This is a genomic window from Okeania sp. SIO3I5 (genome assembly GCF_010672085.1).
Classification (GTDB): domain Bacteria; phylum Cyanobacteriota; class Cyanobacteriia; order Cyanobacteriales; family Microcoleaceae; genus Trichodesmium.
Genome location: NZ_JAAHHT010000001.1, coordinates 1 through 25,563 on the forward strand (window position 1 = coordinate 1; position 25,563 = coordinate 25,563).

The window sequence follows — 25,563 nt, forward strand, 5'->3', positions numbered from 1 at the left end:
ACCGTGAGTCCGAGGCTTGCAAACTGTTATGCTTTATAAACATCTTTCTCTTTTCATAAAACTTGGGCATTATAGACACGTTATGAGTAGGTCTGGGTTTGGCTTTTTCGGGAGAAAAATGTATTCAATTAGACACAAAGAAGTGAATACTGTAGACAGAATTCTTCCTCCAACCCGCCGTCCTCCCCATCCTCCCCACCCTCCCACAAGGGTTTCAAGAGTTCCTTATAAGGGATAGCTTGTGATTGGGGGGAGAGGTCTTCGTTTGTTGCTCGCTCCTAACACACCATTTTAAGCTTGACACGCTAGTAGGGCAAGTAGGTTTCAGTTGTCGCCGACATGAAAAGGCGACAATAACTATGAATCGTAACCAAAATTTAACTTTCCGCCGTAACCCACGGAAAATTAAGCATTATGGCCGTCTTAATCTTTAGTTGTGCATTCACTACCTTATAGAATTTTTGAGGTTAAATACTCACTGTAAACCACCGGAAACAAAACCTGCCCAATAATAGGGGTTAATAAACGGATATTCTTCCTGACATAATAACGCCAGGTTAAATTTCATTTTCCCAACCTGTTTTTTATTCTCCTCCGTCTCAATATCCCCCAAATGTGCGTCTAACTGTGGTCGATATTTATCATTAAGTTGTTTTCCTGTCAAGTTGCGCAGATCGATTTGAGCTTGGTGTAACGCTTGCGGGCGGGTGTATTCTGGGTTTTGCCGATGTTGATAATAAAACAAACAAAATAGTGCCGTCGCAGAATCATCCACCGCCCATAATGTACTGACTACACTCTGAGCGCCGGCACTCAGGAAACCTGCTGCAATAGTTAGAATGTCATCGTTAAGTTTGCTGACTGTGAGATTAGTTTCGCAACAGGAGAGGAAGACATCGGTTAATTCTGGTAAACGCCAGGTAAATACATCTCCAAGGGTGACTTCTCCATCGAATAAATATAATTTTGAATCTAGGGGGTTTTTGAGGTTGGCGCTAGCGTGATGACTGGAATGGAGAAACTGTACTTGTTTTGCGAGTTGGCGGTAGTTGTTGACTGTTGCTTGTTGGTATTGGAGGCGGTGGTGTTTGGAGACTTGGAACATTTGGGCGAGGTTTTCACATTCGTATCCGGTGAAAATGAGGTCGCCTGTGGCGTTTTCGACAATTCCCATTTTTTGGGAGTTGGTGCTTTTCTTGCGGTTGTCGCAATAGCTGAGTATTTGGCAACTGGGTATAACTCGCAGGCGGAATATATCGCTGAGATAGGTGGGTCGAGTTTCAGGTGTTTTTGGTTTGTTGGTAGATTGTGGGGTAGGTTTTTTGGCAGTGGGAATAGAGAGGCGAGTGTCTGCAAATTCCCGGTAAAATCCCCCTCCCGTCCCCCTTTGAAAGGGGGAAGCCGGATCTAAATAGCCCCCCTTACCAAGGGGGGTTGGGGGGATTTCTCTGCAGCCCTCCTTACCAAGGACTGAATCTTCGTCGCTTCCCTTACCAAGAATCGAATCTTCATAGCCCCCCTTACCAAGGGGGGTTGGGGGGATTTCTCCTCCACCGGAAGTCAGGGAGACATCCACAGGCAAAGCAGCAAACGGAATTTGATGCAGATATATGTGAGGCACAATAATTAATTCTTTAATACCGCTCAGATGTTGGGCAATAAGTTGATTCAGTTGCAAACGTTCGGCAAGTTCTTTCAGAAATGCTCCCATATTTTTACGCCATTCTTGATTTTTATTATTTCTGTAGTCAACGTAGGGTTTTAACCAGTTTTGACCTATCCAATTTTGCAACCTCTCAATACCCTGACCTCCGCAAGTGAAAAGTTGAACATTCTGCCGACCAACTATAAATATATAGGTATCATCATTAGTAGTGTAAAAACTCAATATTGCCGTCTCCTCATCCTTAATTAATGCCCGCATCTGCTCAATACTCAGGGGATCTACCTGTAACTGACCCGCCAATACTGGATCAGACTTACGAATCTCTCGCCAAACCTGTTGCCGTTGTGCTTCTATTTTTTCAATTTCTGCCAATCTTTGCTCTGTCTGTTTCCCACTGTCGCGACGGTCAAACCGACTCTTGGCATCCGGTAGGGACGTTCCATGGAACGTCCCTACGGAGGTGGGGCGACGGAGGTCAGACAAAAGTTGTTGCAGGCGATAATATTCTTCTAGGAGTTCGAGTGGTATTTCGGCATTTGGGTAGAGTTCTTTACTTGCCATTAATTCTGCTACCGTGCGGGAACGGGCACGCTCGGCATATTCTACCGCTTTGTCGTATTGCTGAAGGTTGACGTAGCATTGAACGATGTTTTGGTAGACTCCGATGGCTTCTACGAAGATTTGTGAGCGGATATAGTCATCTTGCAACCAACTACGACTTAGTTCGACTGCGGTTATGGCTTTTTGGTAGGCATTTATGGCGGGTTGCCAGTTGCCTTCTTTGAAATGGAGGTTCCCTAAGTTGTTGGTAGTTTCGAGATGTCTAATGGGATTTGCTTCTAAAGTATGAACTGATAACGCCAGATTAAATGCTATTGTTGCATTTTCTAGATTCTCAGCTTTGTCGTCACGGATTCTATCAAGGTAAGCATTACCCAAGTTGTTTTGAGTTGTTGCCCACTCAATAGGAAAGTCATTTTTAGTGCAAACTTCTAAAGTGAGTTGAAAGGCTACAATGGCTAGTTCTATATTTTCTGCTTTGTCGTCACGGATTCTGTAGAGGTAAGCAATGCCGAGGTTATTTTGAACCATTGCCCACTGGAAGGGAAAGCCATTTTTGGTGTAAATTTCCAATGCTAGTTGGTATGAAGCAATGGCTTTTTCTACATTCTCAGCTTTGTCACCAAGGATTCTATTGCGGTAAGCACTGCCGAGATTGTTTTGAGTTCCTGCCCACCCGATGGGGAAATCTTTTTTGGTGTGAATTTCCAATGCCAGGTTATATGCACCAATAGCTTTTTCTACATTTTCAGCTTTGTTACCAAAGATTCTATCACTGTAAGCCAGGCCAAGATTGTTTTGAGTTCCTGCCCAATCGACGGGGAAATCTTTTTTGGTGTGAACTTCCAACGCCAGGTTATATGCACCAATAGCTTTTTCTACATTCTCAGCTTTGTCACCAAGGATTCTATCACTGTAAGCACTGCCGAGATTGTTTTGAGTCCTTGCCCAATCGATGGGGAAATCTTTTTTAATGTGAACTTTCAACGCCAGATTATGTGCGACAATAGCTTTTTCTATATTCTTAGCTTTGTCACCAAGGATTCTATTGCGGTAAGCAGTACCCAGGTTGTTTTGAGTTGTTGCCCAATCTATGGGGAGTGCTTCACGAGTGCGAACGGAGAATGCTAGTTCATAAACTGCAATAGCTTTTTCTATATTCTCGGCTTTGTCACCAAGGATTCTATTACTGTAAGCAATACCAAGGTTATTTTGAACCATTGCACACTCAATAGGAAAGTCTTTTTTGGTGTAAACTTCCAATGCTAAATTGTAAGTTGCAATAGCTTTTTCTATATTCTCAGCTTTGTCACCAAGGATTCTATCACTGTAAGCAATACCAAGGTTATTTTGAACCATTGCACACTCAATAGGAAAGTCTTTTTTGGTGTAAACTTCCAATGCTAAATTGTAAGTTGCAATAGCTTTTTCTATATTCTCAGCTTTATCGCCACTGATTCTATTAAGGTAGACATTCCCCAGGTTGTGTTGAGTTGTTGCACAATTGATGGGGAAGTCTTTTTGGGTGTAAACTTCCAATGCTAAATTGTAAGCTGCTATGGCTTTTTCCAAATTATCAGCTTTGTCGTCACAGATCCTGTTACGGTAAGCCAAACCCAGATTGTTTTGAATTGCTGCCCAATTTTCCGGATCGGACTCGCGAGTAAAAATTGTTTCCATCGCCTCGTAACCAGCGATCGCTATTTCTATATTAGTTGCCTTACTACCTTGCGAAAACTCTTGAATGAGGTCAATAAAATCAACAATTACTTGGGAAATAAACCCCCTTTCTGCTGATTTCAGTTTAGAAAGCGTTCCTTCAATGTAAGTCCGTAAAGCTTGGATAAAGCCATCATCAAGCTTATCTAAATTGCCTTCCAGTAGAGAGTAAACCGTTTTAGCATTGCCTTTACTATCCCGAACTGCTTCCAACACCTCCACCAAAAAGTCTAAATAACCTTGCTGTTGAGAACCAAGCAACCTCCCCCTTAACCATTCCCACTTCTGGCGACTAAACCTCACCCACTGTTCATTTCTCACCTGCTCATAAAGCTCGATCGCCCACCCATAAAAAGCAACCGCCTGCTTAACTCGCCCCGTTGCCTCCTCAACCATACCCAACATATACCCAGCATTTCCCACTTGGTTTGCCCATGCTAACCGTTGCGCTTCTTCCGTCGCCTCTTCCTCCAACTTTTTCCCCATCTGCAACGCCAACAAAAAATACTCCCTGGCGCGAGAATGCTCCCCACTCTCCCAAAACAAACTCCCCAAACTATAATCACTAAAAAACTCCTGCGCTCGATCTTCCCTCTGACGAAAAACTTCTAACCTCTTTTCCTCAGCAGCGATCGCCCCGGCAAAATCCCCTATTTGCCGACAAACAACCCTTAAATTTTCCCAACAATTGAGTGCTGAAAACTCCATTGCTTCTATCTTTATATACAGACTCCCAGCTTCCCGATAATAATCTCCAGCTCTCCCCAAATTCCCCAAAACCTGATAACAACCAGCCAAAGTATAATAATTATTTGCCCGCCATTTATCCCTAGATAATTTCTCAGCTAAAATAGCAGAATGTTTCAGATAATCAATAGCTATCGCATAATTTGTCATTGCAAAATATAAATAACCAATTCTATCGACTATTTCTATTTCAAAACTTGCCTCAATATTATGTAATCGCACCAGAATTAATTGGGCTTCAGAATAACCAATAGCATCAGCAAGTTTTCCTTCTCTTTCCGCCACCTCCGTCATCCAGTTCAACACTTCCCATTTTGCCGAAAAATCATCCAAAACTTGCGCCCAGTTTAAACGCTCTTGAAAATACTTTTGAGCCGAATCAAAATCTCCTTGTTCCCGATAAATACAGCCCAACCAAGCCACAGCAAAACTAAGATTAACCCAATCTTTTGCCTGATTTGCTAGTTGATAAAATTCCCAAAAAGTAGCGAGAGAATTTGCAAACTCACCCTGGTTATATTGGTTCGTTCCTATTTGTAAAAGTTCTTCTATTTTTTGAGTATATGTTGCATCCATTGTTAGTAACTAATATGTGCTAGGATTCCTATCACAAAATTTGTACAGACTCAGTTTTAATTTCTGACAAATTTATTAGTCTGGCATCATTTGTCAATAACTTGGCATTCAATAACTGTGCTGTTGCTGCCACAATAGCATCAGGAAGTTTTCACCTTTAACTTTTCCGTAAAGCGATCGCTAAATCTTTAATCTGACTCTCGATACCAACTATTGTTATCTGAGCCAAAAAATTACGAATTTGTACTTCCTCAACTGGAGTCAGACTGGGATAAGACAGTAACTCTATTTCTGTAATTATAGAAATAAAATATCTAGCATTAGGTAGAGGGTTCACTAACCGCCCACCTAAATAATACAAAGCCACATTTGTATCTAGAACAATTAAACTTTCCATAACTACCATTCATCCCGAATTTGTTGTTGATATTCCAAAGGATCTATACTAAGTTTTATAGTACCTGCATACTTAGATAAATCCACACTTTTTGTTTGAGTTTTTAACTGAGCAATAGCTAACAATTTTTCAATTTCTTGCCAGTCTTCATAATCAATTAAAACCGCTACAGGCCGCATAGTTTCATCAGTAACTATTTTCTTCTTAAAATCCCGCATAATTTTCTCCTATCTATTAATAAACTGTTCAAATATATTATCCCACTACTTCAACTTCCTGAGCATAAACCCGCCAGTTATTTTGCTTTTCCAATTCTTGCCATAACTCCTGCATTCTTTCCGAATTCAAATCTGGTGCTACCTCTTCCTCATTAGGTTTTAACCATTCTAAATCTAGAGGTTTTTCCAGAGCGATCGCTACAAATTTTTCTACTCCTACTTCGTTAAAAGTAAACCGACATCCTAGCTCATAAGTCAAAGTTTCTTTTTGTGGCAAAAGCCGAATTTTTTCCAACTCATAATCAATAGCAAAAGCTTGAGAAGGGCAAACCACACACCGACTTACAACTCCCTGATTTAACAACAGTAAATAACCATCAGATTCAGGCAAATTAATAAATGCCCAATAAGGCTTTTCTAAACTCAGCTTTAGAGGTTGATGATCTGCCATTTGAGGAATATGTAATTTATCTACTTCTACCATATTATCTGCAAAATTAATCCAATCCCTATTTTTATCTGCCTGCTTTTCTAAAGATGGCAAAAAATTCGCCTCAACCCACCGAGGAAATTGATAATCCCATAACCATTGATAAAGATTTTTCCAAAAGTCTCTACCTCGGCCTGGAGATTTGATGAAATTCACCTTTTCTTCTCCTATATCTGCCATAATTTCTTCTGAATATTCAGTCAAGAGACAATCTCTAACTTTCCTAGAAATTGTTTGAATCGTATTTGTTAAATCTCCCCGTCCTTCCTTTTTCAAAATTTGACAAATACTGGTTTTCTCTGCTTCTCCATTATCATTGCTATTCTTATTTTCAAAATAATAGTTATCTGGATGATATCTTAACTTGAAAAATTCCCCTTTAACTGTGGGATTACCATTTTCCATCGGAAATAAACCATCAGCAATTTCACTAATAAACCCTGAGTGTAATTTAGTAATCTGCATATTAGCTCCAAAGAATAGATATAGCAATTCCTAAAGTTATGAGGTAGATTTACAATCCCCCTAAATCCCCCTTGGAAAGGGGGACTTTTTGTTGACTTCCCCCTTTCTCAGGACGGCGGGGGGATATAAAACTGTACTTCACAAATTAAAGAACCGCTACAGATTAAAAGTTGGTCGGTATGGAATAGCAGTTAACGTCTCAAAGCTCCAGTTTAAGCCAGAGGTACTGATAACTGAAATAACCTACATAACTAATAACAATTATATCAATATAATTTCCATAAAAAAGCTCCAGAAAGCAGATTAGCCATTTACTGCCATTTCCTGTAATTTCCCGTAATTTTGTGTAATTTAACATAAATTAAATTGATTTAATTTGATTCAATTTGATTTAATTTAAAGCCCAAAATAGCTATTTCACACTAATGACATTCCTCTGCAAACCAGGCTAAATTAGTATCAGTTGAGTCAAGGAATAAATCAATGAACAAACATCAAGTTGCCAAAAACTTTTCCAACACAGAAAACACACGATCGCTAATTAATATGAAAGATTTTTTACAGCATCAAATACCCGCAGAAACAAACCAAGTCTTGCAAGCAGAATTGTCAAAAATTCCCCTAGACTTGGAAAATATTACAGAAGAAAAGCTCCGGCAACTAGGTAAAGTTATTCAACAACAACTGCCAGAACAGATTTTGCAAAGCTTACAGCAACTAACCCAACCTCACGGTTTACCTTTTTTAGTCATTCATAATTTACCAATAGACGAAAAACTAGGTAAACCACCAGTCGATGGCAAGCGTCCTCAGCACAAAACTACTGACATTAGCGAGAAAATTTTGCTCGGCATTAGCGCTGCCAGTGATTTACTACCACTAGCTTACAAACAAGAAAAAGGAGTGCTAGTGCAAGAAATTACTCCAGTCCCCGGTAAAGAGCGATCGCTCTCAAATGAGGGTTCCATCTCATTAGGTTATCACACAGATGAGTCCATATTGACGCGGTGTTATCGTCCAGAGTTTCTATTTTTACTAGGATTAATCAATGATTCAAATACACCTACCTATATCGCGGAACTCAACAAAGCATTCGCAGAAATTAGTCCGCGTCACCGATACCTCTTACAGCAACCTCTGTTTCGAGTTGAACTACCAGAGTCTTTTAAGGTGTGGAATGGAAAAGTAATTCAAAGTGAGTTGCGTCCTCTAGTTACTGAAAATCAGAATGGCGAATTAGAAATAGCAGCAAATCTCTATGCAGTCAAGAGTATAACTAAGGAAGCAAAAACAGCAGTCGATGCTTTGAGCAATGTCTTGCCCTACGTTAGTCAAGCAGTAACATTGCAGGGAGGAGATATGCTTTTATTTGACAATAGTAAATGTCTCCACGGACGTGCGGCTATTTCTCAGAATGGCGATCGCTGGTTGCAACGTCTGTTTTGCCGTCGTTCCTTAATGGATATACGTCGAGCTACAGACTCCAATAATGGCTTCGTTTTTGATATCAAGTTTCTAGTATTAGAGTAATATCAAAGCAGAACTACCATATCTACAAGAGGGCGAATGCCATTCGCCCCTACATGCAGAAGCACCATATCTACTAGAGGGCGAATACCATTCGCCCCTACACAAGGTGTATGATTTGTAATTTTCGTAAGTCCTGTTTATATGAAATTCACCACCATACTAAAATCTACCTCCCATAAACCCGGTTTCTTAAACACTCAAGAAGTATAGAAGGCAAAAAATAGAAGCACAACTTCTACAAAATTAGCCAAACAGCTAATCCCCAAAATGGCACAAATCTTAACCAACGTTTCCCACTTTCTGGCGGTTCAATATCTCCGATTAATACTGCTTGGAAAATGGCAAATAAAATTACATCTACACAGAAGGCAATAGTGAGGCGATCGCTCTGAAAATTTTGTACGAAAAATTCTGCTCTAGCAGCGATATCGCCAAATTCTGGTCTGGCGAAAATTCCCCAAACTACGGCGATGCTGCCTATAATTAATCCTACAACACCAAATATTTTTGCCAGTAAACCTTTACTCATTTGTTCTTCTGTGGGAAGCTCGGTTGCAGTGGTGCGCCAAGCCATGTATGGTAGGAGAAAGGTATTGGTAAGGAACATTGCCATACTCCAAATTAGGATTTTTTGGAGTTCTCCACCACGGCGATCGACTACCAGCAGTGGCAGAAACATAAATATCCATGCTTCGGCAAAGTTGAATAAACTTTCTAACCAAGGGTGTATGGTTCGCGCTTCCATATATTTGATGCCAACAGCATTAAAAATTGGGAGGATAAAGAAAAAATTGATAGAGTCGTCGATCGCTTCTTTAATAGTTTCGGGATCGACTGCCCAAATTGGTCCGTTGGGAAGCAGTTGATCTGGTGGGGAGAGTAGGAGGATGTAGATATATATTGCTGACAGGAGCCAGAGGAAAATAGCGATCGCGCGAGAATTTGGTTGTTTTGGTAAATTTGATTGTGTCATTGGGTTGTTTTTGTGGTATTGGTTGTAGGCGTTTTTATTTTAGCATATCGTAGTAGGGAAGCAAATTATCAACTTAAAAGTAATCTCTGACTGAATTTTCGGTAGACTGCAAAATTATGGTACTTGCCAAAATCTGATTGTACGATCCTCGCTGCAACTAATGATGGTCTTGCCATCAGGACTAAAGGCTACTGAATTCACCCTGCTAGAATGACCTTTAAGAGTTGATAGCAAAGAACCGTCAGCGATATTCCACAGTTTGATTGTAGAGTCTTCACCACCACTGGCAATAATCCGGCTATCGTTGCTTACAGCTAAGGCTACTGGATAAGCTTGACGCTCAGTTTCAATAGTTAATAACAAGGAGCCATCAGCAACATTCCACAGTTTAATAGTCGGTTCTATAAAACCACCCCCACTAACAAGAATGAGACTATCGGACTTCTTCCCGTCGGGTTGCGGAACAAAGACTACTGAATTAACTCCACCAGAATGAGCATCAAGACTAGACAACAATGAGCTATCAATCACATTCCAGAGTCTGATTGTAGAGTCTTTACTTCCACTGGCAAGAATACGACCATCAGGACTGAAAGCTACTGATTTTATATCATTAGAATGACCTTTCAGAGTAGATAATAACCTGCCGTTAGCCACATTCCACAGTTTGATGCTATCATCCCCATTTCCACTAGCAAGAGTGCGACCATCGGGACTAAAGGTTACTGATGTAACAATATCGGAATGACCCTTGAGAGTAGATAATAATCTGCCATTAGCTATATTCCACAGTTTGATAGTTCTGTCATCACTCCCGCTGGCAACAGTACGACCATCAGGACTAATGGCTACTGATTTCACTGTATTAGAATGACCTTTGAAAGTAGATAACAAGGAGCCATCAACTGCATTCCACAGTTGAATATCCTTAAAACTTCCACTGGCAATAGTTCTGCCATCAGAACTAAAGGTTACTGCTTCAAAAGTATTAGTATTGGTATTGGTAGGATTTTCAATAGAACCATCAACTAGAGTTTTTTGGAGATTGCTATCCCTGAAATTCCAGAGTTTGATAGTTCCGTCATGACTCCCACTAGCAAGAGTGAGACCATCGGGGGTAAAAACTAATGAATTTACCCCGTTAGAATGACCTTTCAGAGTAGATAACAACTTGCTATCAGTCACATTCCAGAGTTTGATAGTTCTGTCATAACTACCACTGGCAATAATGCGACTGTCAAGGCTAAAGCTTAGGGCAGAAATAACATTAGAATGACTTTTAAGAGTAGATAACAACTTGCCATCAGCGACATTCCAGAGTTTGATAGTTCTGTCATAACTACCACTGGCAATAATGCGACTGTCAGGACTAAAAGTTACTGATTGAACTGATTCAGAATCATCTAAATGAGAATTACCCAAAGTAGATAACAACTTGCCATCAGTTACATTCCACAGTTTGGTGGTTCCGTCATAATGTCCGCTAGCAATAATGCGACCATCGTTGCTCAAAGCTATTGATTCAATACCATAATAATCATCAATGGTAGATAATAACTTGCCATCAGTTACATTCCATAGTTTGATGGTTCCGTCTTCACCCCCACTGGCAATAATGCGACCATCAGGACTAAAAACTACGGAAGAAACCCTACTACCAGAATGAGCTTCAAGAGTAGATAACAATGACTTATCAGCGATATTCCACAGTTTGATTGTAGAGTCATCACTCCCGGTGGCAAAAGTACGACCATCAGGACTGATGGCTACTGAATTCACACTACCAACATGAGCTATAATAGTTGTTTCTAGTTCACCACTGACTAGGTTCCAAATTTTAATTTGCCCCTGGAAATTACTGCTAATCAGAGTTTTGCCATCAGGACTAATAGCTATCTGTTCGATATTATCGCTACCAGTGATGATTTTCTGGAGAAATGGTATCATGTTGATAATTTGCGGTCTAGCTTTGGTGCGTGTAGAAACATTTTCTCTTGGAGGCAAAGTAGTTTTATCTTCTTCTAGTTGACTCTGCTCAACTAAGGAACATCCGCTACTAAACAAAATTATCAGCACCAACCCCAAACTACCCCAGAATGAAGTAGACAAAGATTTAGTTTTAGTCCGAACGGATACAACTGCTGCTTTCAGAATAGAGAGTAATAGAGAAGCTTGAGTTTTCGGTACAGATGAGATGACATAGGATTTGTCAAAATTTTTCTTATCCTTAGCTAAGTAAGTTTTACCAAAACCACCTTGACTGGAATGTTTAGTATTGTTAGGCAGTTGAGGATTATTGCATTGGCCATTTAAACAACAAACCATAGTCTTTTGAGAGTTAGAGTATTCTAGACTATAGTAACATTTTCAGGACTTACGCAACGGCACTAATGATAGTTTAAACATCGGGAATATTGACCAAACTATACGCCATATATAGCGGTACTGCGTAAGTCCTGTTAATGTTATCCTAGGTTTGGTTGAGGTCGGAAACCCAACAACAAGATTGGATTTGTTGGATTGTGTCTCACTTGCCAACCTACGGTACTACCGGATTTGATATAATCAAAAAAAATCAAATTTAGGTATTATGAAAACTTCAGAAAATAGAGTGACTAACATAGAAAAAAAGGTGATAGATGTCACAGGTTTAAGCTCCGATCAAATTGCTATGTTAGAAGAAATTGTTGCTGCTTTAAAAGCTGTTTCTCAAACTAATAATTACCAAGGCAAGGTTAGTCTAGATCGGTTAGAAGAAACACCCCAACCATCTCTTACTTTAGAACAACGACGTGCTTTTCTACAACTAACTCTGGAAGAACGTCGTCGTCTCCTAGCACAACAAGCGGAAAATATGGTAGAGCATTACCAAGAAAATACTGAATGGCAAGAATTTCTGGCAGGTGGCATCATTGAATATTAAGGAGCAACCTCGACGGGGGATTTCAGTTATCAGTTATCAGTTATCAGTTATCAGTACCTCTAGTTGTTTGCGCAGCATTCCGTAGGAAAGCATCTTGATTGAAACACGGAATCTTCTTTTCTCAAGGGGAGATTGGATATGGCGTTTACAGTGCTTTTCAAATTGATAAACCACATCGTCATCACAAAAACCCTGTAGGGGCGATTCGCGTTTGCGGAGCATGACCTAGGAAATCGCCCCTACAGTAGCCAAATGAAAACCGCTGTAATGCCTGGCACAAGGCGCGTTAAGGTGGAGCGACTTGAATTGCAGACCAGAAGTTTGTCCGGAAGCTAGGAACTATTTCTCAAGACACAGATGCTCGAAATTGTTTTGGGCATTGCAGCAGCGATCGAATACTACTCAACTTGAATCTTGGGGGTTTGGAGACCAAACCCCTACAGGGATTTAATATCAAACCCCAACAAAACTAAATTTCACAACTATACTCACTTCGTTGCTGAATCAATCAGGAACGGGCAAGATGCCCATTTCACAGCGTATTTATGCAACGCCCTAAACTTGAATATTAGGGGTTTGGAGACCAAACCCCTACAGGGATTTAATATCAAACCCCAACAAAACTAAATTTCACAACTATACTGACTCCGTTGCTGAATCAATTTCGCCACTAAACCAGTCCAACCAGTCTGATGACTCGCACCTAAACCGGCACCATTATCACCATGAAAATATTCATAAAACAGAATTAAATCTTGCCAATGAGGGTCATTTTGGAATATTTTCGTATCTCCATAAACCGGACGTTTTCCATTTTTATCCTTGAGGAAAATTTTAATTAGTCTCGCTTGAATTTCTAATGATACTTCCAACAAATTCATCATCTGACCCGAACCTGTCGGACATTCTATCTGGAAATCATCACCTAAATAGTTATGAAATCTTTGCAGAGATTCGATCATTAAATAATTAATTGGAAACCAGATCGGACCGCGCCAATTAGAGTTTCCTCCAAACATTGCACTGGTAGATTCGGCAGGTTCATAATCAACTCTATATTCTTCACCATTAGCATTAAAAATATAGGGATTTTCGGCGTGGCAACGAGATAAAGAACGAATGCCATAATCGCTGAAAAATTCATTTTCATCTAACATTTTTTCTAGGATAATTTTCAACCTTTCCGGACTAACAATTGCTAGTAAACGTTCTGAGTCAATTCCGCAAGTTTCCATACAAGCAATATTGGCACTAAGGTCGATTCGATTTGTCATAAACCAGTTGACTCGTTTCTGGAATTTCGGTAATTTTTTCAAAGTTTCTGAGTCAATAATTGCTACGGCAAATAATGGAATTAATCCTACGATAGAACGAACTTTTAGATGTACATCTTCTTTGTTTGGTTGATGCAAAACATCATAATAAAAATTATCCGTTTCATCCCAAAGTTGAGTTTCATCAGGACCTAAATGATTCATCGCATCAACAATATATAAGAAATGCTCAAAAAACTTACTGGCAATATCTTCATAAACATCATTTTCGAGAGCAAGTTCGAGAGCTATTCTTAACATATCCAAACAGAACATTGCCATCCAACTTGTACCGTCTGATTGTTCAATATGTCCTCCTGTTGGTAGTTCAGAACTCCGGTCAAATACTCCAATATTATCTAATCCTAAAAAGCCTCCTTCAAAAATATTATTTCCTTCAACATCTTTCTGATTTACCCACCAAGTAAAATTGAGTAAAAGTTTTTGAAATACTCTTTCGAGAAACTTTCTATCCTGACGACCATAAACTTCTTTTTCTATCTGATAAACTCGCCAAGTTCCCCAAGCATGAACGGGAGGATTTACATCACTAAAATTCCATTCATAAGCTGGTAATTGACCGTTGGGGTGCATATACCATTCCCTAGTAATTAGGTCTAATTGACGTTTAGCAAAATCAGGATCAATGATTGCTAAAGGTATGGTATGAAAGGCTAAATCCCAAACGGCATACCAGGGATATTCCCATTTATCGGGCATAGAAATTATGTCATCATTAAACAGATGAACCCATCCATAATTTCTAATATTTTTCCGATTTTCTGATACTTTTGGTTGAGTTAAATCGCCTTTTAGCCAATCTTCTATAACATAATGATAATATTGTTTTGTCCACAATAATCCGGCAAAAGCTTGACGCTGAATATTTTGCCATTCATCCTTCATTTTACAGGGATAAAGACGCTGATAAAATTCATCTGCTTCTTTAATTCTGGTTTGAAAAATCTCGTCAAATTCGGTATCTAATGGTTGTCTAATTTCTGGAGAGTTAGCAAGTCTCAATTTAATAGTTTGAGTTTCACCAGCTCCTATTTCTAAGGTGTAATATGGGGAAAATTTTGTTCCATACATATTTGGATTAATGGCATCTTTTTGACCGTTTACTAAATAATTATTGATGCCGTCTTTGACATAAGGGGAAGTATTTTCTTCTCCAGATAAGCGTTGTCTATTTGTTTCGTTTTCGGTAAAAAATAGTTCCATAGTTTCAGGAAAATACAGCCACCTTTTGCCTAAAGCAGGGTGATCTGCTTCAATGAGACCAGGATTAATTTTTTTGAGAATAGGTTTCTTTGAGTTGTCATTCCAAGACCAAGTATTTCTAAACCAAAGAGTCGGTAATAAGTGTAACGTCTTAGTTTCTGGAGCTAAATTATTTACTGTAATTTTAATTAGAATATCTTCTGCTGTAGCTTTAGCATATTCAACAAAAACATCAAAATAACGATTTTCGGCAAATATTCCAGTTTCCAGCAATTCGTATTCTAAAGACTTACGATCGCGCTGTTGATTTTCTGTTAATAATTCAGCATAAGGAAAAGCTTTTTGCGGATATTTATAAAGTGCTTTCATGTAACTATGACTCGGAGTATTATCTAAATAGAAATAATACTCTTTAACATCTTCACCATGATTTCCTTGACTACCTGTTACACCAAAAAGTCGTTCCTTTAACATAGAGTCTTCGCCATTCCAGAGAGCGATCGCGAAACACAATCGTTGATGATTATCCGAAATACCACAAATCCCATCTTCTCCCCATCTATAAGCACGATAATGAGATTGTTCGTGGGAAAAATAATCCCAAGCGGAACCATCTGCGCTATAGTCTTCGCGTACTGTTCCCCATTGTCTCTCACTCAAATAAGGTCCCCAACGTCGCCAGTATGCTTTATGGTTGAGGTTTGCTTCTAGTCTTTGTTCTTCTTGAGTAAATATATTGTTGTTTTGAGTATTCATAATAATTGAGACCTTGGAATAGTTGGCAATCTCAATATTACTAGAACTGTCCTCAAATATCTGTAACAGAATAATCCTTTTTGTCCTTATGTTGTCTCCAAAAAATTAAGTAATAAAATCCGGTTATACAATAATCGAATCGCAAAATTATACTATTTTGATAAATTTTTGCTACAAATAGCTAAGGTTTTTTTAGGAGTCAGGAGTCAGTAGTCAGGAGTCAGAATGAATATATTTAGTATACTTTTTTGTATCGTAATTTATCTTTTTACTTAAATATAAATTTCCTACAAAATCTTTTATCGGTTTTAGGAAACACTTAACTGGGAACACTTAATTTGGAATAAGAAAAAAGTATTTTTGCATATAGTGAGATGCACCCTATTAATCAGTTATTGTTAATTATTTTTATGTTTACTTCTCCCCTACTCCCCCACTCCCCTACTAGGGAACACTTAACTGGGAACACTTAATTGGGAATAGGAAAAAAGTATTTTTGCATATAATGAGATGCACCCTATTAATCAGTTATTGTTAATTATTTTTATGTTTGCTTTTCTCGTACGGACGTTGTATGCAACTACCTACTCCCCTACTCAAGACAATATAGCAAACATTTATAAAATTGGTATATTACAGGACAGATATTTGCTAATTATTAATTGCTGAACTAATATTTTGAGATGATATTAAATATTATTCATCAGAGTGATTGTTTTGTTGTAACTCTTTTACTTCCTTTTCGAGAAAAAAGTTAAGAAAAGTACGAATTCCAGAAATTGCAGCTAACTTTCCAATATCACTCCAACTAGGAGATATAGCAGTGCCTACTATATCAGCAGCTAACAGAAATTCTAAAGCTAAAACTAAGGAAATACCTAATTCAAGTCTGACTGTTCCTTCGGATGCAAAAAGTTTCCTATTTTTTCGCCTTTTCCACATTTGTGCTAGTGCTTTTAGCACCGCAAAAGCAATAAGAAAAACAGCAATTGCTTCAATAAAAATCTTCAGGATTAACACAAATTTATCTAGAAAATATTCAGTTAATTCTATGAAATTTGTGGCTAGATGAAAATAGATAAAATCCTGTTTGATGATCATAGATATTAAATAAATAGAAACCATTATTATTTCTTTATAGCACTAGGGAATAGGGAATAGGAAATAGTAATAGGGTAGGGACTTTGCTTGAGCATTAATGCGTTTTCCTAAGGTCATGCTCCTATTCCATGTCGCTGAGCGTTAACGGAGTTATGCGGAACGCTAAACGTCCGTACGGCATCCACCCCTAATATCATGTCCGGATAATTAGTGATAAAAAAACTTTCTCTTCTTTATAGCTTAAATTTCCCTCTTCTTCCCTCCTGACTCATTACTCATTACTCATTACTCATTACTCCTCCATTTTTATTTATAACTATTCAACCGGACATGATATAACCCCTCCCAGGAGGGGAAGATTGTTGTTGGGTTTATCCTGCGGATCAGCTCCGCTAACGGGTTCCTCAACCCAACCTACACTTATTGCACCGTTTAAGGTGTGTCAGTCTACTAGACATATTTGAAGCGCTAAAGCACAACAACAAAACTAATTATAAGTATTTTACTGAACGATTTAATTCTGATTTATAACTTCTGACTTCCTTAAAGATACAGGTGGTGGTGCATCTTCATTCATGGATAATGGATAATTACTTCTCCCTTTTACGGAGAAAATTTATTTCTCAATTTGGTGATTGGATCTGGCGCCGGTAACCCATCCATCCCTCCACCGCTTTTTCCCCTTTATTGGGGAGACTTTAAAGGTTAATTATTTAATTATTAATTATTAATTATTAATTATTCGTTACAGGTATTCGGCATTCGGTGTATACCATTACACGAGCAGGACTACCAAGGTGGATTCTATATCTATCCTGTCTTGTCCCAAAATCTTTGTTTGTTTACATAGTAGGCGATCGCTCTTGATATCCCAGTCATTCTATAATCTTATAATTAAAAATTAAAAACTGATATAAATAGCCAAAACTTGGATTTACAAAAATTTGTTTATATACTATATTAATAGTTTTGGCATATAAATAATCTTCTCTGAAGTCCGACCCTAAACACAAAATATGTTGATGGACTACCAACCGGAGGAGTATTGAAAATTGTAGCAAAAGTATAATTGCTTATACAATTTACCCACCTACTAGAGAATTATATCTAAACCATATCATTATTGATAGGGATCGACAAAATAAATAGTCATTGTCTAAAACCAAAAGACTAAGAAAAATAAGAGGCCGGACTAAAAGGACGTTCCTCAGTATTAGAGACGGGATATCCAAAGCATAACTCAGTCTTATAGAAGGAAGTAAAATCATCATTTTCTACTTCCTATACAAGTAGAATATTGCCAAATATTTATACTTAATCCTGAAGGAGATTTCCTTTAGAAAAGCTAACTAACTAAACTAAATCAAAGTCTATCAAACAAACAAAAAAAGGAGGTAAAACCATGAAAATCAAAACAAAATTACACACTGATGCCGTCAAAGACGCATTACTTTCCTTGCCAGACATGGAATTTTATAATATTATTCACTATTGGCTCGAACGAATATCTCAAAATTCTTGGGAGCCAGATTTGTTAGATGAAATGCAGTTTGCTTTAGGTTATGAATTAGAGTCAGGAGAAACACTACAATCTTATAGAAATTGGGATGAATTAATGTATGCTGAACCTGATTGTGAAGATGTCTATTTAATCGCCCCATCACCTTTAAAATTACGCAGGCATATAGATAAAATGGACTCACATTCTTTTTATCACAATATAATTTATCTTGCTGGAAAAGCTTATAGTCACGGAGAAATGGGTGAGCCACCAAATGCTTTTTGTGATGGGTATCAATTTATGGAAAACTTAGTTGCTAATATCAGAAAAAATCAACCTCCCCAAGAGAAAAATTATCCTTCAGAAACTTTCAGAATTATGAATCAAACTCAGTATAATGAAGCTTTTTTTCAAGTATCAGAACATTGGCGGAGCTATAGCGGAGGTAAAGTAACTGATTTTGTACTTTTAACTTCAAGTTAGTAATTAAAAGGAAGGAGGAAGAATTCATTAATGGATAATGGATAATTGATAATTGATAATTACCTCTCCCTTTTAGGGAGAGGATTGACGCTTAAAAGGGGAGGTTAACAAAGCTGAATTATTTAATGATTTAATTATTAATTATTTGGTAAGAAAGGAAGCACACAAATATATTGATGGTATTTATTGTGAATAACTATTTTATCTAATTACCGAAAAATTTTGGTTTAAAGCCTCCCCTTGGATAGGGGATAATAAATAAAAATTTTCATGATTAGTCAATCCTCTTCTTTTCAAGGAGAGGTAATTATTCATTATTCATTATTCATTATTAATTGTTGAACAAGCTTCTCATCAAAATTCTTTCTTCTTTTTCCACTTAACAATTTTACTTTTCAAGTCATAAAAAAAATTAAGTGTAGGAGAAATTTGTTAATTTCCTCTACAGAATTCTGCCATGAGTGAGGAAAACTTACTCGCTGCAATTATTTGACGTTGAATTTTACCTACTTATATCATGTGCGGTAATTAGAGCGCTTAGTTTTTCTCTAGCTACTTCTATAGTTATTGCTCAATCAAAACTACAAACAAAAACTTTGTTTATGACGCTCTGATCCAGACATAATATTACTTAAATAGTTCTAATAGACTTCTCCAAAAATACAAAATAAAATCAATTATTATCCATAAGTTATCAATTACTCTCCCCAATTAAGTGTTAAGTGCTCCCTCTTTTCTGGAGATATCTAATGACATTTATTAAAAGGTGAATTTGTAGGGGTTTGGTCTTCAAACCCGACATTTATTTTCCTATTCCCTCCTACTAGCGTGTCAAGACTAAAATTGTGGTTTAGAAGCAAGCAACGAGCGAAAACCTCTCCCCCCACTCCTCTCCTCGCAGGAGAGGGGAGAAAACTCCCCCTTCCCTTGCAGGGAAGGGGGTTGGGGGGTTAGGTTTTTTAACCCACATTTTCAAGCTTGAGACGGCACTACCTAATCAATCAAAAAGTTGCCCTAGAAATACAAAGCTTTAGACCAATTTTTCGGTAAATTAAAGAGTGAAATTAAATCAAAATGGAACGATACCTACAAACACTAAAATTGTTTTGGAGTGCAGCGATCGCTGCTGAATTGGAATACCGTTTCAATTTTATTATTGCAGCTATTAGTAGTATAGGAAGTTTATTTGGTAGCTTATTTGGTTTATTTCTATTTTATAGAACAGGCTACAAATTTGAAGGTTGGAATTGGGAAGAAGCTTTAATTATCCTAGCAATTTTTACTATTTTACAGGGTCTTTCAGCAATTTTTTTGATTCCTAATTTGAATCGAATTGTGGAACAAGTACAACAAGGTACTCTAGATTTTGTCCTCCTCAAACCTATTAGTAGTCAATTTTGGCTTTCTACTCGTACAGTATCTCCCTGGGGAATACCAGATGTAATTTTTGGTGGATTGCTGTTAGGATATGCTGGTAGTAAACTAGGTTTAGGATTTGTCGATTATTTATTTAGTATAGTACCACTGGTCTGTGGGATAATTATTCTTTATAGTCTCTGGTTTATGTTGGGATCTACCAGTATTTGGTTTGTCAAGATTTACAATGTAACAGAAGTCCTCAGAAGTTTATTAGAAGCAGGACGATATCCAATGGTAGCTTACCCTACTGCTTATCGTTTCTTTTTTACTTTTCTTGTACCAGTGGCATTTTTGACTACTGTACCAGCTCAAGCCATATTAGGTAGAGTTGGAGGTAGTTGGATATTGGGTTCTTTGATTTTAGCAGGTGGATTATTTTTTGCTTCTATTCAATTTTGGCGACTGGCTTTGCGCTATTATACAAGTGCTTCTAGTTAGGGAATAGGGAGATGGGGAAGTGGGGAGGGTGGGAAATGTGGGAAGGGTGGGAAGGGTGGGAAGTGTGGGAAGTGTGGGGAGAAACCAGATGGAAGGAAGTTTCGGATTTTCTTGCCTCCTAATTCAGTAGAAGGTACTGATAACTGATAACTGATAACTGAATTTATTACCTCCTAACTAAGTAGAAGGTACTAATAATTAATAACTGATAACTAATAACTGATTACCATTTAGCTATGGAACCAGATCGACTTTTAAGTGAACTTGAGAAAAGTTTAGATTCTCAAGAATTACTCAACCAAATAAATACAGAACAAAAAGAAGAACAGGTTTCTGAAAAAAATATATTTTCCCAGAAATCCTTAATTATCTTGTTAATATCTATTCTCATGGTAGAGGTAGGAATAGTAGTATATGCCTTACAAGCAAGTCAAAACATAGTTATTGTTTCTCCAGAAGAAAAAGCTCTTTTGGAACAACAACAAGCAGAAGCAGATATCAAAGAAGCAAAAAGACTATCTTTGGAATCTAAGAGAACAATTAAATATCCCCCACTATCTTTAGCTACTTGGGAAGAAGCAGAAACAGAGTTATTAGAATCAATTAAATTATTAGAAGAAATTCCTAAAGGTACTACTGTTAAAAAAGAAGCTAATAAACTCCTGCAAACTTACCGTCAAGATTATCAGAATCTTCGAGAACAACTAATCCTGGAAAAAACTGCTACTTCCAAGTTAGTTGCTGCTCAAAAGTTAGCCATAGAAGCAAGTGTAATTGTGCAAAATCCACCTCATCCCACAGAGGTTTGGCAAGAAGCTCAAGGTAAATGGCAAGAAGCTATTAGTTTACTTCAAGAAATACCTCAAGATGCTTTTGTAGCTCCCGAAGCAGTGGAAAAATTAGACCTCTACCGAATTAACTATCAGGCAGTTACTACTAGATTAGAAAGACAAAAAGAGTCAAATTAATTGAGAATTAATAATCAGTATTAAACTATGCTATTTCATATAGCTTATAACCATTCAGCTCTTAGCAGTCAAATCAATTCAAAATTAAAAATTATGAATTCTTGCATTATAACCTCTGCCTAAAGTCAAAAGTTTGAAATAATTTTAAATAAGGAGAATATTTTTAATTTTTTCGTTCTAAAGAACGAGGCTTGAACTCTTAATTAAACAGAAACAATTATTGAAATTAAGGAATAAACCAAAATTTTTGAACTTTGAATTTTGAATTTTGAATTCAAAAAATTGTCAGTTAGAGCGCAAATAATGAATAGTTCTTTATTCGGTTAAAGGAGCTTACTTTTTCACTTATCAGTTATCAGTACCAATAGGTTTGGAGACCAAACCCCTACAGTTTTTTTCACAAATCATTTAGGATGACTATATAATTTATCATTGATAGTAGAATATAATTTTTCCTAAACATTAGTAAGCGTTCAGCATTAATGGGTTTGGAGACCAAACCCCTACAGTTTTTTTCAGCAATAGCTAATAGCTGATAGCTGAATATTTACCGAAAAATTAAGGTCTAAAGCCTATCTTTTCAAGGGGAAAAAACGAAAAAATTCCTTTTGACCAATCCTTCTATTACAGAAGAGGTAATTATTAATTATTAATTGTTAATTATTAATTATTGAACATAGTTTAAAAGTAAAAGTTAAAAATATATGAGGAGCAAAATTTGAATAAATAACAATTTCAGCAGTGTAAAATTATTATTTGATTTATTTTATTTGTGACCCAAAAATCAGTTCAATAACCTCTGATTTTCAAGGAATGAAAAAGCGTATGATTATGATAGGAAATTGAGAAAATGCTGGCAGTACAAAACTTTTTAGTTATTATCGCAGAAATTGGTCTACTACTCTTGATTTTTCTTGCCGTTAATTGGTTAGTTCAACAAATTTTAAAACAACTAATCAAGGCTGTTTCCAGCAAGAAAATTAAAATCACAATGGAGAATATCCAAAAGAATACTCGGACTGCATTAACCATAGGTGGTGGATTACTGGGTATACTGATCTTAGGACTGAATAGTTGGCTGATATATCAGGGAGAAAACTTATTAGAATACACAAAGTCATTTATTAATAATATTCCTGGAGAATTTTGGGTGAATTTAGGTATGGGAGCAGGCAGAAGTCTGTTCTTATTATTCTTACTCGCTGCAACCCAACCTTACATTCAACGTTTAATAGATAATCTTTGCGATCGCGGCAAAAAATTTGAATATGTTACAGCAAACGATGAAAGTATAGAATCCTTCTTTGACTTTCTCAGTCTTAATCTAATTAATATTCTATGGCTATTGAGTCTAACTTTATGCACTCAATTTATCCAACTACCAGAAGTAATTACGCAATATATGTATATTGCTGTCAGAATATATGTCATTATCACAGTTGGCATACTTCTGGTTAAAGCCAATATCATAATTATCGACACATTAGAGGCCGTTAGCCAAAAATATTCTACCCCTAGCAGACTGCTGAATTTATATAATAGTCTGAGTCATCTCATCCCGTTGTCAAGGCGATGTCTGGAATATGTAATATATTTGTCCATGGCAAGTCTAGTATTTAAGCAACTTGAGTTTATTGCCTATCTAGCAACTATTAGCCCTAAAATTATACAAATTGTCGGCATATTTTATACCAGTCGTGTAATTGAAGAAGTCGGCAAACTTTTGGCTAGAAAATTCCTACTTAGTGAGGACGAAGAGTTAAATGAAATTGACAGAAAGAGAAGAGAGACTCTCTTGCCATTGTTTGATAGTACCCTCAAATATATACTCTACTTTGGTGCAATCATGGCTATTCTCCATGTCGTCGGCATCGATCCTACTCCTATACTTGCAGGTGCTGGTATTCTTGGTTTAGGTGTGAGTATGGGGGCGCAGAGTATTGTTGAAGATGTGGTAGCTGGTTTATTCAATTTGTTTGAAGGTTACTACTTGGTAGGTGACTTTGTTGAGATAGATGATATCAAAGGTTATGTGACTGCAATTGAACTTAAAACTACTCGCATTCACCTTGACGATAAAGACTATATTATTCGGAATGGCGAAATTGGTAGTATTGTTAATTATTCGAGATATAGTGAAGCAGTAGTGACAGTTAATGTTGCTTACGATACTAATCTTGAACACGTTTACCAAGTTATAGAAGCAGTGGGGCAACAATTAAAGCTAGAGAATGAGGATGTGATCGAAGCAACTGAAGTCAATGGGGTTGAGGATTTCGATAGATATCAGTTAATCATTCAAACCACTACAGAAGTTAAGCCAGGAAAAAATGAAGATGTGGAATTATATCTGCGTAGAATGATATTTGAAGCCTTTGAAAAAGAAGGGATTAAAATGCCACATCGCGTTCCTTGGAAAGGTATGAACAAGTTAGAAGAGGAAGAGTTGGAGGATAAAGAAGAAGAGGATGAAGAGGATGAAGAGGATGATGAAGAGGATGATGAAGAGGATGAAGATGAGTAATAGACTTCTCCAGAAAAAAGGGAAGTAGGGGGAAATAAGGGAGAGGTAATTATCCATTATCCATTATCCATTATCCATTATTGAAGATTTTGTTGCGTATTTTGGTAGAACCTTGGTATAACATAAGCTCCCCCCGCAAACCTAGTGGATTGTTTCATCTTAAATGGTGCGTTAGATAGGGAGTGTGGTCCGGGTGGGAAGTGTGGTCCGGGTGGGGAGAAAAAGACACCTAAAAACAAAAATCTATTGCACAGTTTTAGCTGAAAGAGTCCACTAGGAATATAAGTAAGACATTGACATACTCCCGACGTTGCCCTTCTATTCCCCCCTTTCAAAGGGGGGTTAGGGGGGATGGACAAAGCGGGATTCTTCAGTCTGGGAAACCCTGACCGCTGCGCATGACAGAGGTGATGTCCTCCCCCTGTTTTGACTTTTACAATAACAAAATGCTCTTAGCTTGTGTCTTGGGCATATGAACGTTTAGCTTATGAAGGTATCCGAATCCTGGCCCTGGCTTTCATCCCGACGCTCCCCCTCCCCCCTTGGAAAGGGGGGTTAGGGGGGATGGAGAGCGCGGGACTTCCCGCTAGGAAAGTTAAATCGGAGCGGCGGGATTTGAACCCACGACCCCCACTACCCCAAAGTGGTGCGCTACCAAGCTGCGCTACGCCCCGTTAACCTTAACTAATATATCACGCCATATCACATTTTAGCAACTAATTTGGCTCAAAATATTTTAAGGCATATCTTTTAATAATACCATATTGCCATAAATATTGTATCAAGTTTCTTTGATCATGGCAGGCAGTTCTACTCTCAAAGGATTGACATATAAAGCATTTAGCCTTTTTTTCGTCAAAAAATTCCCAGCTTTTGAGTGACTCAAAGCTACAAAAAGTTAACGTTTTAGGCAGATAAGGGCAAAAATCAAGGGACAATTCTTCCTGTAGGGACGTTGCTTGAGCATTAATGCGTTTTCCTTACGGAATGCTCCGCAAACATGTCGCGCAGCGTTAGCGGAGCGAAAGCGTCAGCAAAACGTCCCTACTCTATAATTCCCATTTCTCCTAACTACTGCCTACTGCCTACTCCCTACTCCCTAATATGATATTAATCAAAAAATTTTCAACATTTCTGCTGCTTGGACTAAACTAGGTACAGCATCTACAGGCCATTTTCCCTCGCCCCTACGCTCCTCATTTAATATAAACTGAACAGTATAACTTTCAGGAAAACCTTCGACCTGCATCCATAGCAAATCACTTTCAGCTTCACAGACTATTCTTTCGCCATCCATCAACTCATCCGCCATCTTGCTAATAGTTTTGGTTAACTGGTCCAATAATCGACAAAAATCATCAAGTTCCCTTTCTGTCAGTTCTATTGACCAATCATCCCCACCTACTAAACCCTTAAACTTTACTGCTTGAGGGTTCCAACCTAAGCGCCAACCAACTCCACTTTTAACTATTCGTTCCATAACTTGAAGTAGCACTAAGCACTCAGCAATCAGCTAATCTAAATATGTAATAGAGGATATAAACTCAATTGATATGCCCCACCAGCTTTTT

General features: G+C 37.7%; 17 protein-coding genes and 1 tRNA gene. 6 read left to right on the forward strand and 12 right to left on the reverse strand.

Annotated features, from left to right (window positions below):
• Nucleotides 1-475 precede the first annotated feature (475 nt).
• The 6 genes from F6K40_RS00005 to F6K40_RS00025 form a co-directional block, all read right to left on the reverse strand.
• On the reverse strand, nucleotides 476-5,269 hold the full coding sequence (locus F6K40_RS00005) for a CHAT domain-containing protein (protein WP_293129576.1): 4,794 nt from the start codon (nucleotides 5,267-5,269) through the stop codon (nucleotides 476-478).
• 31 nt (nucleotides 5,270-5,300) lie between these two features.
• Nucleotides 5,301-5,405, reverse strand: a complete 105-nt coding sequence (locus tag F6K40_RS40570) for a hypothetical protein (RefSeq protein ID WP_365669650.1) — start codon at nucleotides 5,403-5,405, stop codon at nucleotides 5,301-5,303.
• A gap of 21 nt (nucleotides 5,406-5,426) precedes the next feature.
• Nucleotides 5,427-5,675: a PIN domain-containing protein gene (locus tag F6K40_RS00010; RefSeq protein ID WP_293129579.1), complete on the reverse strand. Its 249-nt coding sequence runs from the start codon at nucleotides 5,673-5,675 to the stop codon at nucleotides 5,427-5,429.
• Nucleotides 5,669-5,884: a hypothetical protein gene (locus tag F6K40_RS00015; protein WP_293129582.1), complete on the reverse strand. Its 216-nt coding sequence runs from the start codon at nucleotides 5,882-5,884 to the stop codon at nucleotides 5,669-5,671. Before F6K40_RS00015 ends, F6K40_RS00010 begins: the two co-directional genes overlap by 7 nt.
• Nucleotides 5,885-5,921: 37 nt before the next feature.
• The gene (locus tag F6K40_RS00020; RefSeq protein ID WP_293129585.1) at nucleotides 5,922-6,839 is read right to left on the reverse strand and encodes a hypothetical protein; all 918 of its coding nucleotides are present in this window, start codon (nucleotides 6,837-6,839) and stop codon (nucleotides 5,922-5,924) included.
• A 199-nt stretch (nucleotides 6,840-7,038) separates the two neighbouring features.
• Nucleotides 7,039-7,197, reverse strand: a complete 159-nt coding sequence (locus tag F6K40_RS00025; protein ID WP_293129588.1) for a hypothetical protein — start codon at nucleotides 7,195-7,197, stop codon at nucleotides 7,039-7,041.
• A 125-nt stretch (nucleotides 7,198-7,322) separates the two neighbouring features.
• Here F6K40_RS00025 and F6K40_RS00030 point away from each other — a divergent pair, with 125 nt between their 5' ends.
• Nucleotides 7,323-8,369: a TauD/TfdA family dioxygenase gene (locus F6K40_RS00030; RefSeq protein ID WP_293129591.1), complete on the forward strand. Its 1,047-nt coding sequence runs from the start codon at nucleotides 7,323-7,325 to the stop codon at nucleotides 8,367-8,369.
• Nucleotides 8,370-8,604: 235 nt separating this feature from the next.
• On the opposite strand, the gene F6K40_RS00035 is transcribed toward F6K40_RS00030, so the two are convergent.
• A complete protein-coding gene (locus F6K40_RS00035; protein ID WP_293129594.1) occupies nucleotides 8,605-9,342 on the reverse strand; it encodes a hypothetical protein in 738 nt (245 codons plus the stop codon).
• Nucleotides 9,343-9,456: 114 nt separating this feature from the next.
• Nucleotides 9,457-11,667, reverse strand: coding sequence for a WD40 repeat domain-containing protein (locus F6K40_RS00040; protein WP_293129596.1), 2,211 nt, complete (start codon nucleotides 11,665-11,667; stop codon nucleotides 9,457-9,459).
• 286 nt (nucleotides 11,668-11,953) lie between these two features.
• On the opposite strand from F6K40_RS00040, the gene F6K40_RS00045 reads away from it, so the two are divergent.
• On the forward strand, nucleotides 11,954-12,265 hold the full coding sequence (locus F6K40_RS00045; RefSeq protein WP_293129599.1) for a hypothetical protein: 312 nt from the start codon (nucleotides 11,954-11,956) through the stop codon (nucleotides 12,263-12,265).
• 623 nt (nucleotides 12,266-12,888) lie between these two features.
• Here the strand turns inward: F6K40_RS00045 and F6K40_RS00050 are convergent.
• The gene (locus F6K40_RS00050) at nucleotides 12,889-15,558 is read right to left on the reverse strand and encodes an MGH1-like glycoside hydrolase domain-containing protein (protein WP_293129602.1); all 2,670 of its coding nucleotides are present in this window, start codon (nucleotides 15,556-15,558) and stop codon (nucleotides 12,889-12,891) included.
• A gap of 696 nt (nucleotides 15,559-16,254) precedes the next feature.
• Nucleotides 16,255-16,683 carry a DUF1622 domain-containing protein gene (locus F6K40_RS00055; RefSeq protein WP_293129605.1) on the reverse strand — a complete coding sequence of 143 codons (429 nt, stop codon included), beginning with the start codon at nucleotides 16,681-16,683 and terminating at the stop codon, nucleotides 16,255-16,257.
• A 1,378-nt stretch (nucleotides 16,684-18,061) separates the two neighbouring features.
• Here F6K40_RS00055 and F6K40_RS00060 point away from each other — a divergent pair.
• The 4 genes from F6K40_RS00060 (at nucleotide 18,062) to F6K40_RS00075 (ending at nucleotide 23,992) form a co-directional block, all read left to right on the forward strand.
• Nucleotides 18,062-18,643, forward strand: coding sequence for a hypothetical protein (locus F6K40_RS00060; RefSeq protein ID WP_293129608.1), 582 nt, complete (start codon nucleotides 18,062-18,064; stop codon nucleotides 18,641-18,643).
• 1,074 nt (nucleotides 18,644-19,717) lie between these two features.
• A complete protein-coding gene (locus tag F6K40_RS00065; protein WP_293129611.1) occupies nucleotides 19,718-20,500 on the forward strand; it encodes an ABC transporter permease in 783 nt (260 codons plus the stop codon).
• Between the two features lie 236 nt (nucleotides 20,501-20,736).
• Nucleotides 20,737-21,468 carry a hypothetical protein gene (locus F6K40_RS00070; RefSeq protein WP_293129614.1) on the forward strand — a complete coding sequence of 244 codons (732 nt, stop codon included), beginning with the start codon at nucleotides 20,737-20,739 and terminating at the stop codon, nucleotides 21,466-21,468.
• A gap of 850 nt (nucleotides 21,469-22,318) precedes the next feature.
• Entirely contained in the window at nucleotides 22,319-23,992 is a 1,674-nt protein-coding gene (locus F6K40_RS00075; protein ID WP_293129616.1) for a mechanosensitive ion channel family protein, read from the forward strand.
• Between the two features lie 600 nt (nucleotides 23,993-24,592).
• On the opposite strand, the gene F6K40_RS00080 is transcribed toward F6K40_RS00075, so the two are convergent.
• Both F6K40_RS00080 and F6K40_RS00085 read right to left on the reverse strand, forming a co-directional pair.
• Nucleotides 24,593-24,666 (reverse strand) — tRNA-Pro (locus tag F6K40_RS00080).
• Between the two features lie 440 nt (nucleotides 24,667-25,106).
• A complete protein-coding gene (locus F6K40_RS00085; RefSeq protein WP_293129618.1) occupies nucleotides 25,107-25,472 on the reverse strand; it encodes a DUF1818 family protein in 366 nt (121 codons plus the stop codon).
• Between the last annotated feature and the right edge of the window lie 91 nt (nucleotides 25,473-25,563).

Excerpts from the sequence above, each read along its gene's own strand:
- F6K40_RS00005 (WP_293129576.1), bottom strand. The coding sequence starts at position 5,269 with ATGGATGCAACATATACTCAAAAAATAGAAGAACTTTTACAAATAGGA.
- F6K40_RS00010 (WP_293129579.1), bottom strand. The coding sequence starts at position 5,675 with ATGGTAGTTATGGAAAGTTTAATTGTTCTAGATACAAATGTGGCTTTG.
- F6K40_RS00015 (WP_293129582.1), bottom strand. The coding sequence starts at position 5,884 with ATGCGGGATTTTAAGAAGAAAATAGTTACTGATGAAACTATGCGGCCT.
- F6K40_RS00020 (WP_293129585.1), bottom strand. The coding sequence starts at position 6,839 with ATGCAGATTACTAAATTACACTCAGGGTTTATTAGTGAAATTGCTGAT.
- F6K40_RS00025 (WP_293129588.1), bottom strand. The coding sequence starts at position 7,197 with ATGTTAAATTACACAAAATTACGGGAAATTACAGGAAATGGCAGTAAA.
- F6K40_RS00030 (WP_293129591.1), top strand. The coding sequence starts at position 7,323 with ATGAACAAACATCAAGTTGCCAAAAACTTTTCCAACACAGAAAACACA.
- F6K40_RS00035 (WP_293129594.1), bottom strand. The coding sequence starts at position 9,342 with ATGACACAATCAAATTTACCAAAACAACCAAATTCTCGCGCGATCGCT.
- F6K40_RS00040 (WP_293129596.1), bottom strand. The coding sequence starts at position 11,667 with ATGGTTTGTTGTTTAAATGGCCAATGCAATAATCCTCAACTGCCTAAC.
- F6K40_RS00050 (WP_293129602.1), bottom strand. The coding sequence starts at position 15,558 with ATGAATACTCAAAACAACAATATATTTACTCAAGAAGAACAAAGACTA.
- F6K40_RS00055 (WP_293129605.1), bottom strand. The coding sequence starts at position 16,683 with ATGGTTTCTATTTATTTAATATCTATGATCATCAAACAGGATTTTATC.
- F6K40_RS00060 (WP_293129608.1), top strand. The coding sequence starts at position 18,062 with ATGAAAATCAAAACAAAATTACACACTGATGCCGTCAAAGACGCATTA.
- F6K40_RS00065 (WP_293129611.1), top strand. The coding sequence starts at position 19,718 with ATGGAACGATACCTACAAACACTAAAATTGTTTTGGAGTGCAGCGATC.
- F6K40_RS00070 (WP_293129614.1), top strand. The coding sequence starts at position 20,737 with ATGGAACCAGATCGACTTTTAAGTGAACTTGAGAAAAGTTTAGATTCT.
- F6K40_RS00075 (WP_293129616.1), top strand. The coding sequence starts at position 22,319 with ATGCTGGCAGTACAAAACTTTTTAGTTATTATCGCAGAAATTGGTCTA.
- F6K40_RS00085 (WP_293129618.1), bottom strand. The coding sequence starts at position 25,472 with ATGGAACGAATAGTTAAAAGTGGAGTTGGTTGGCGCTTAGGTTGGAAC.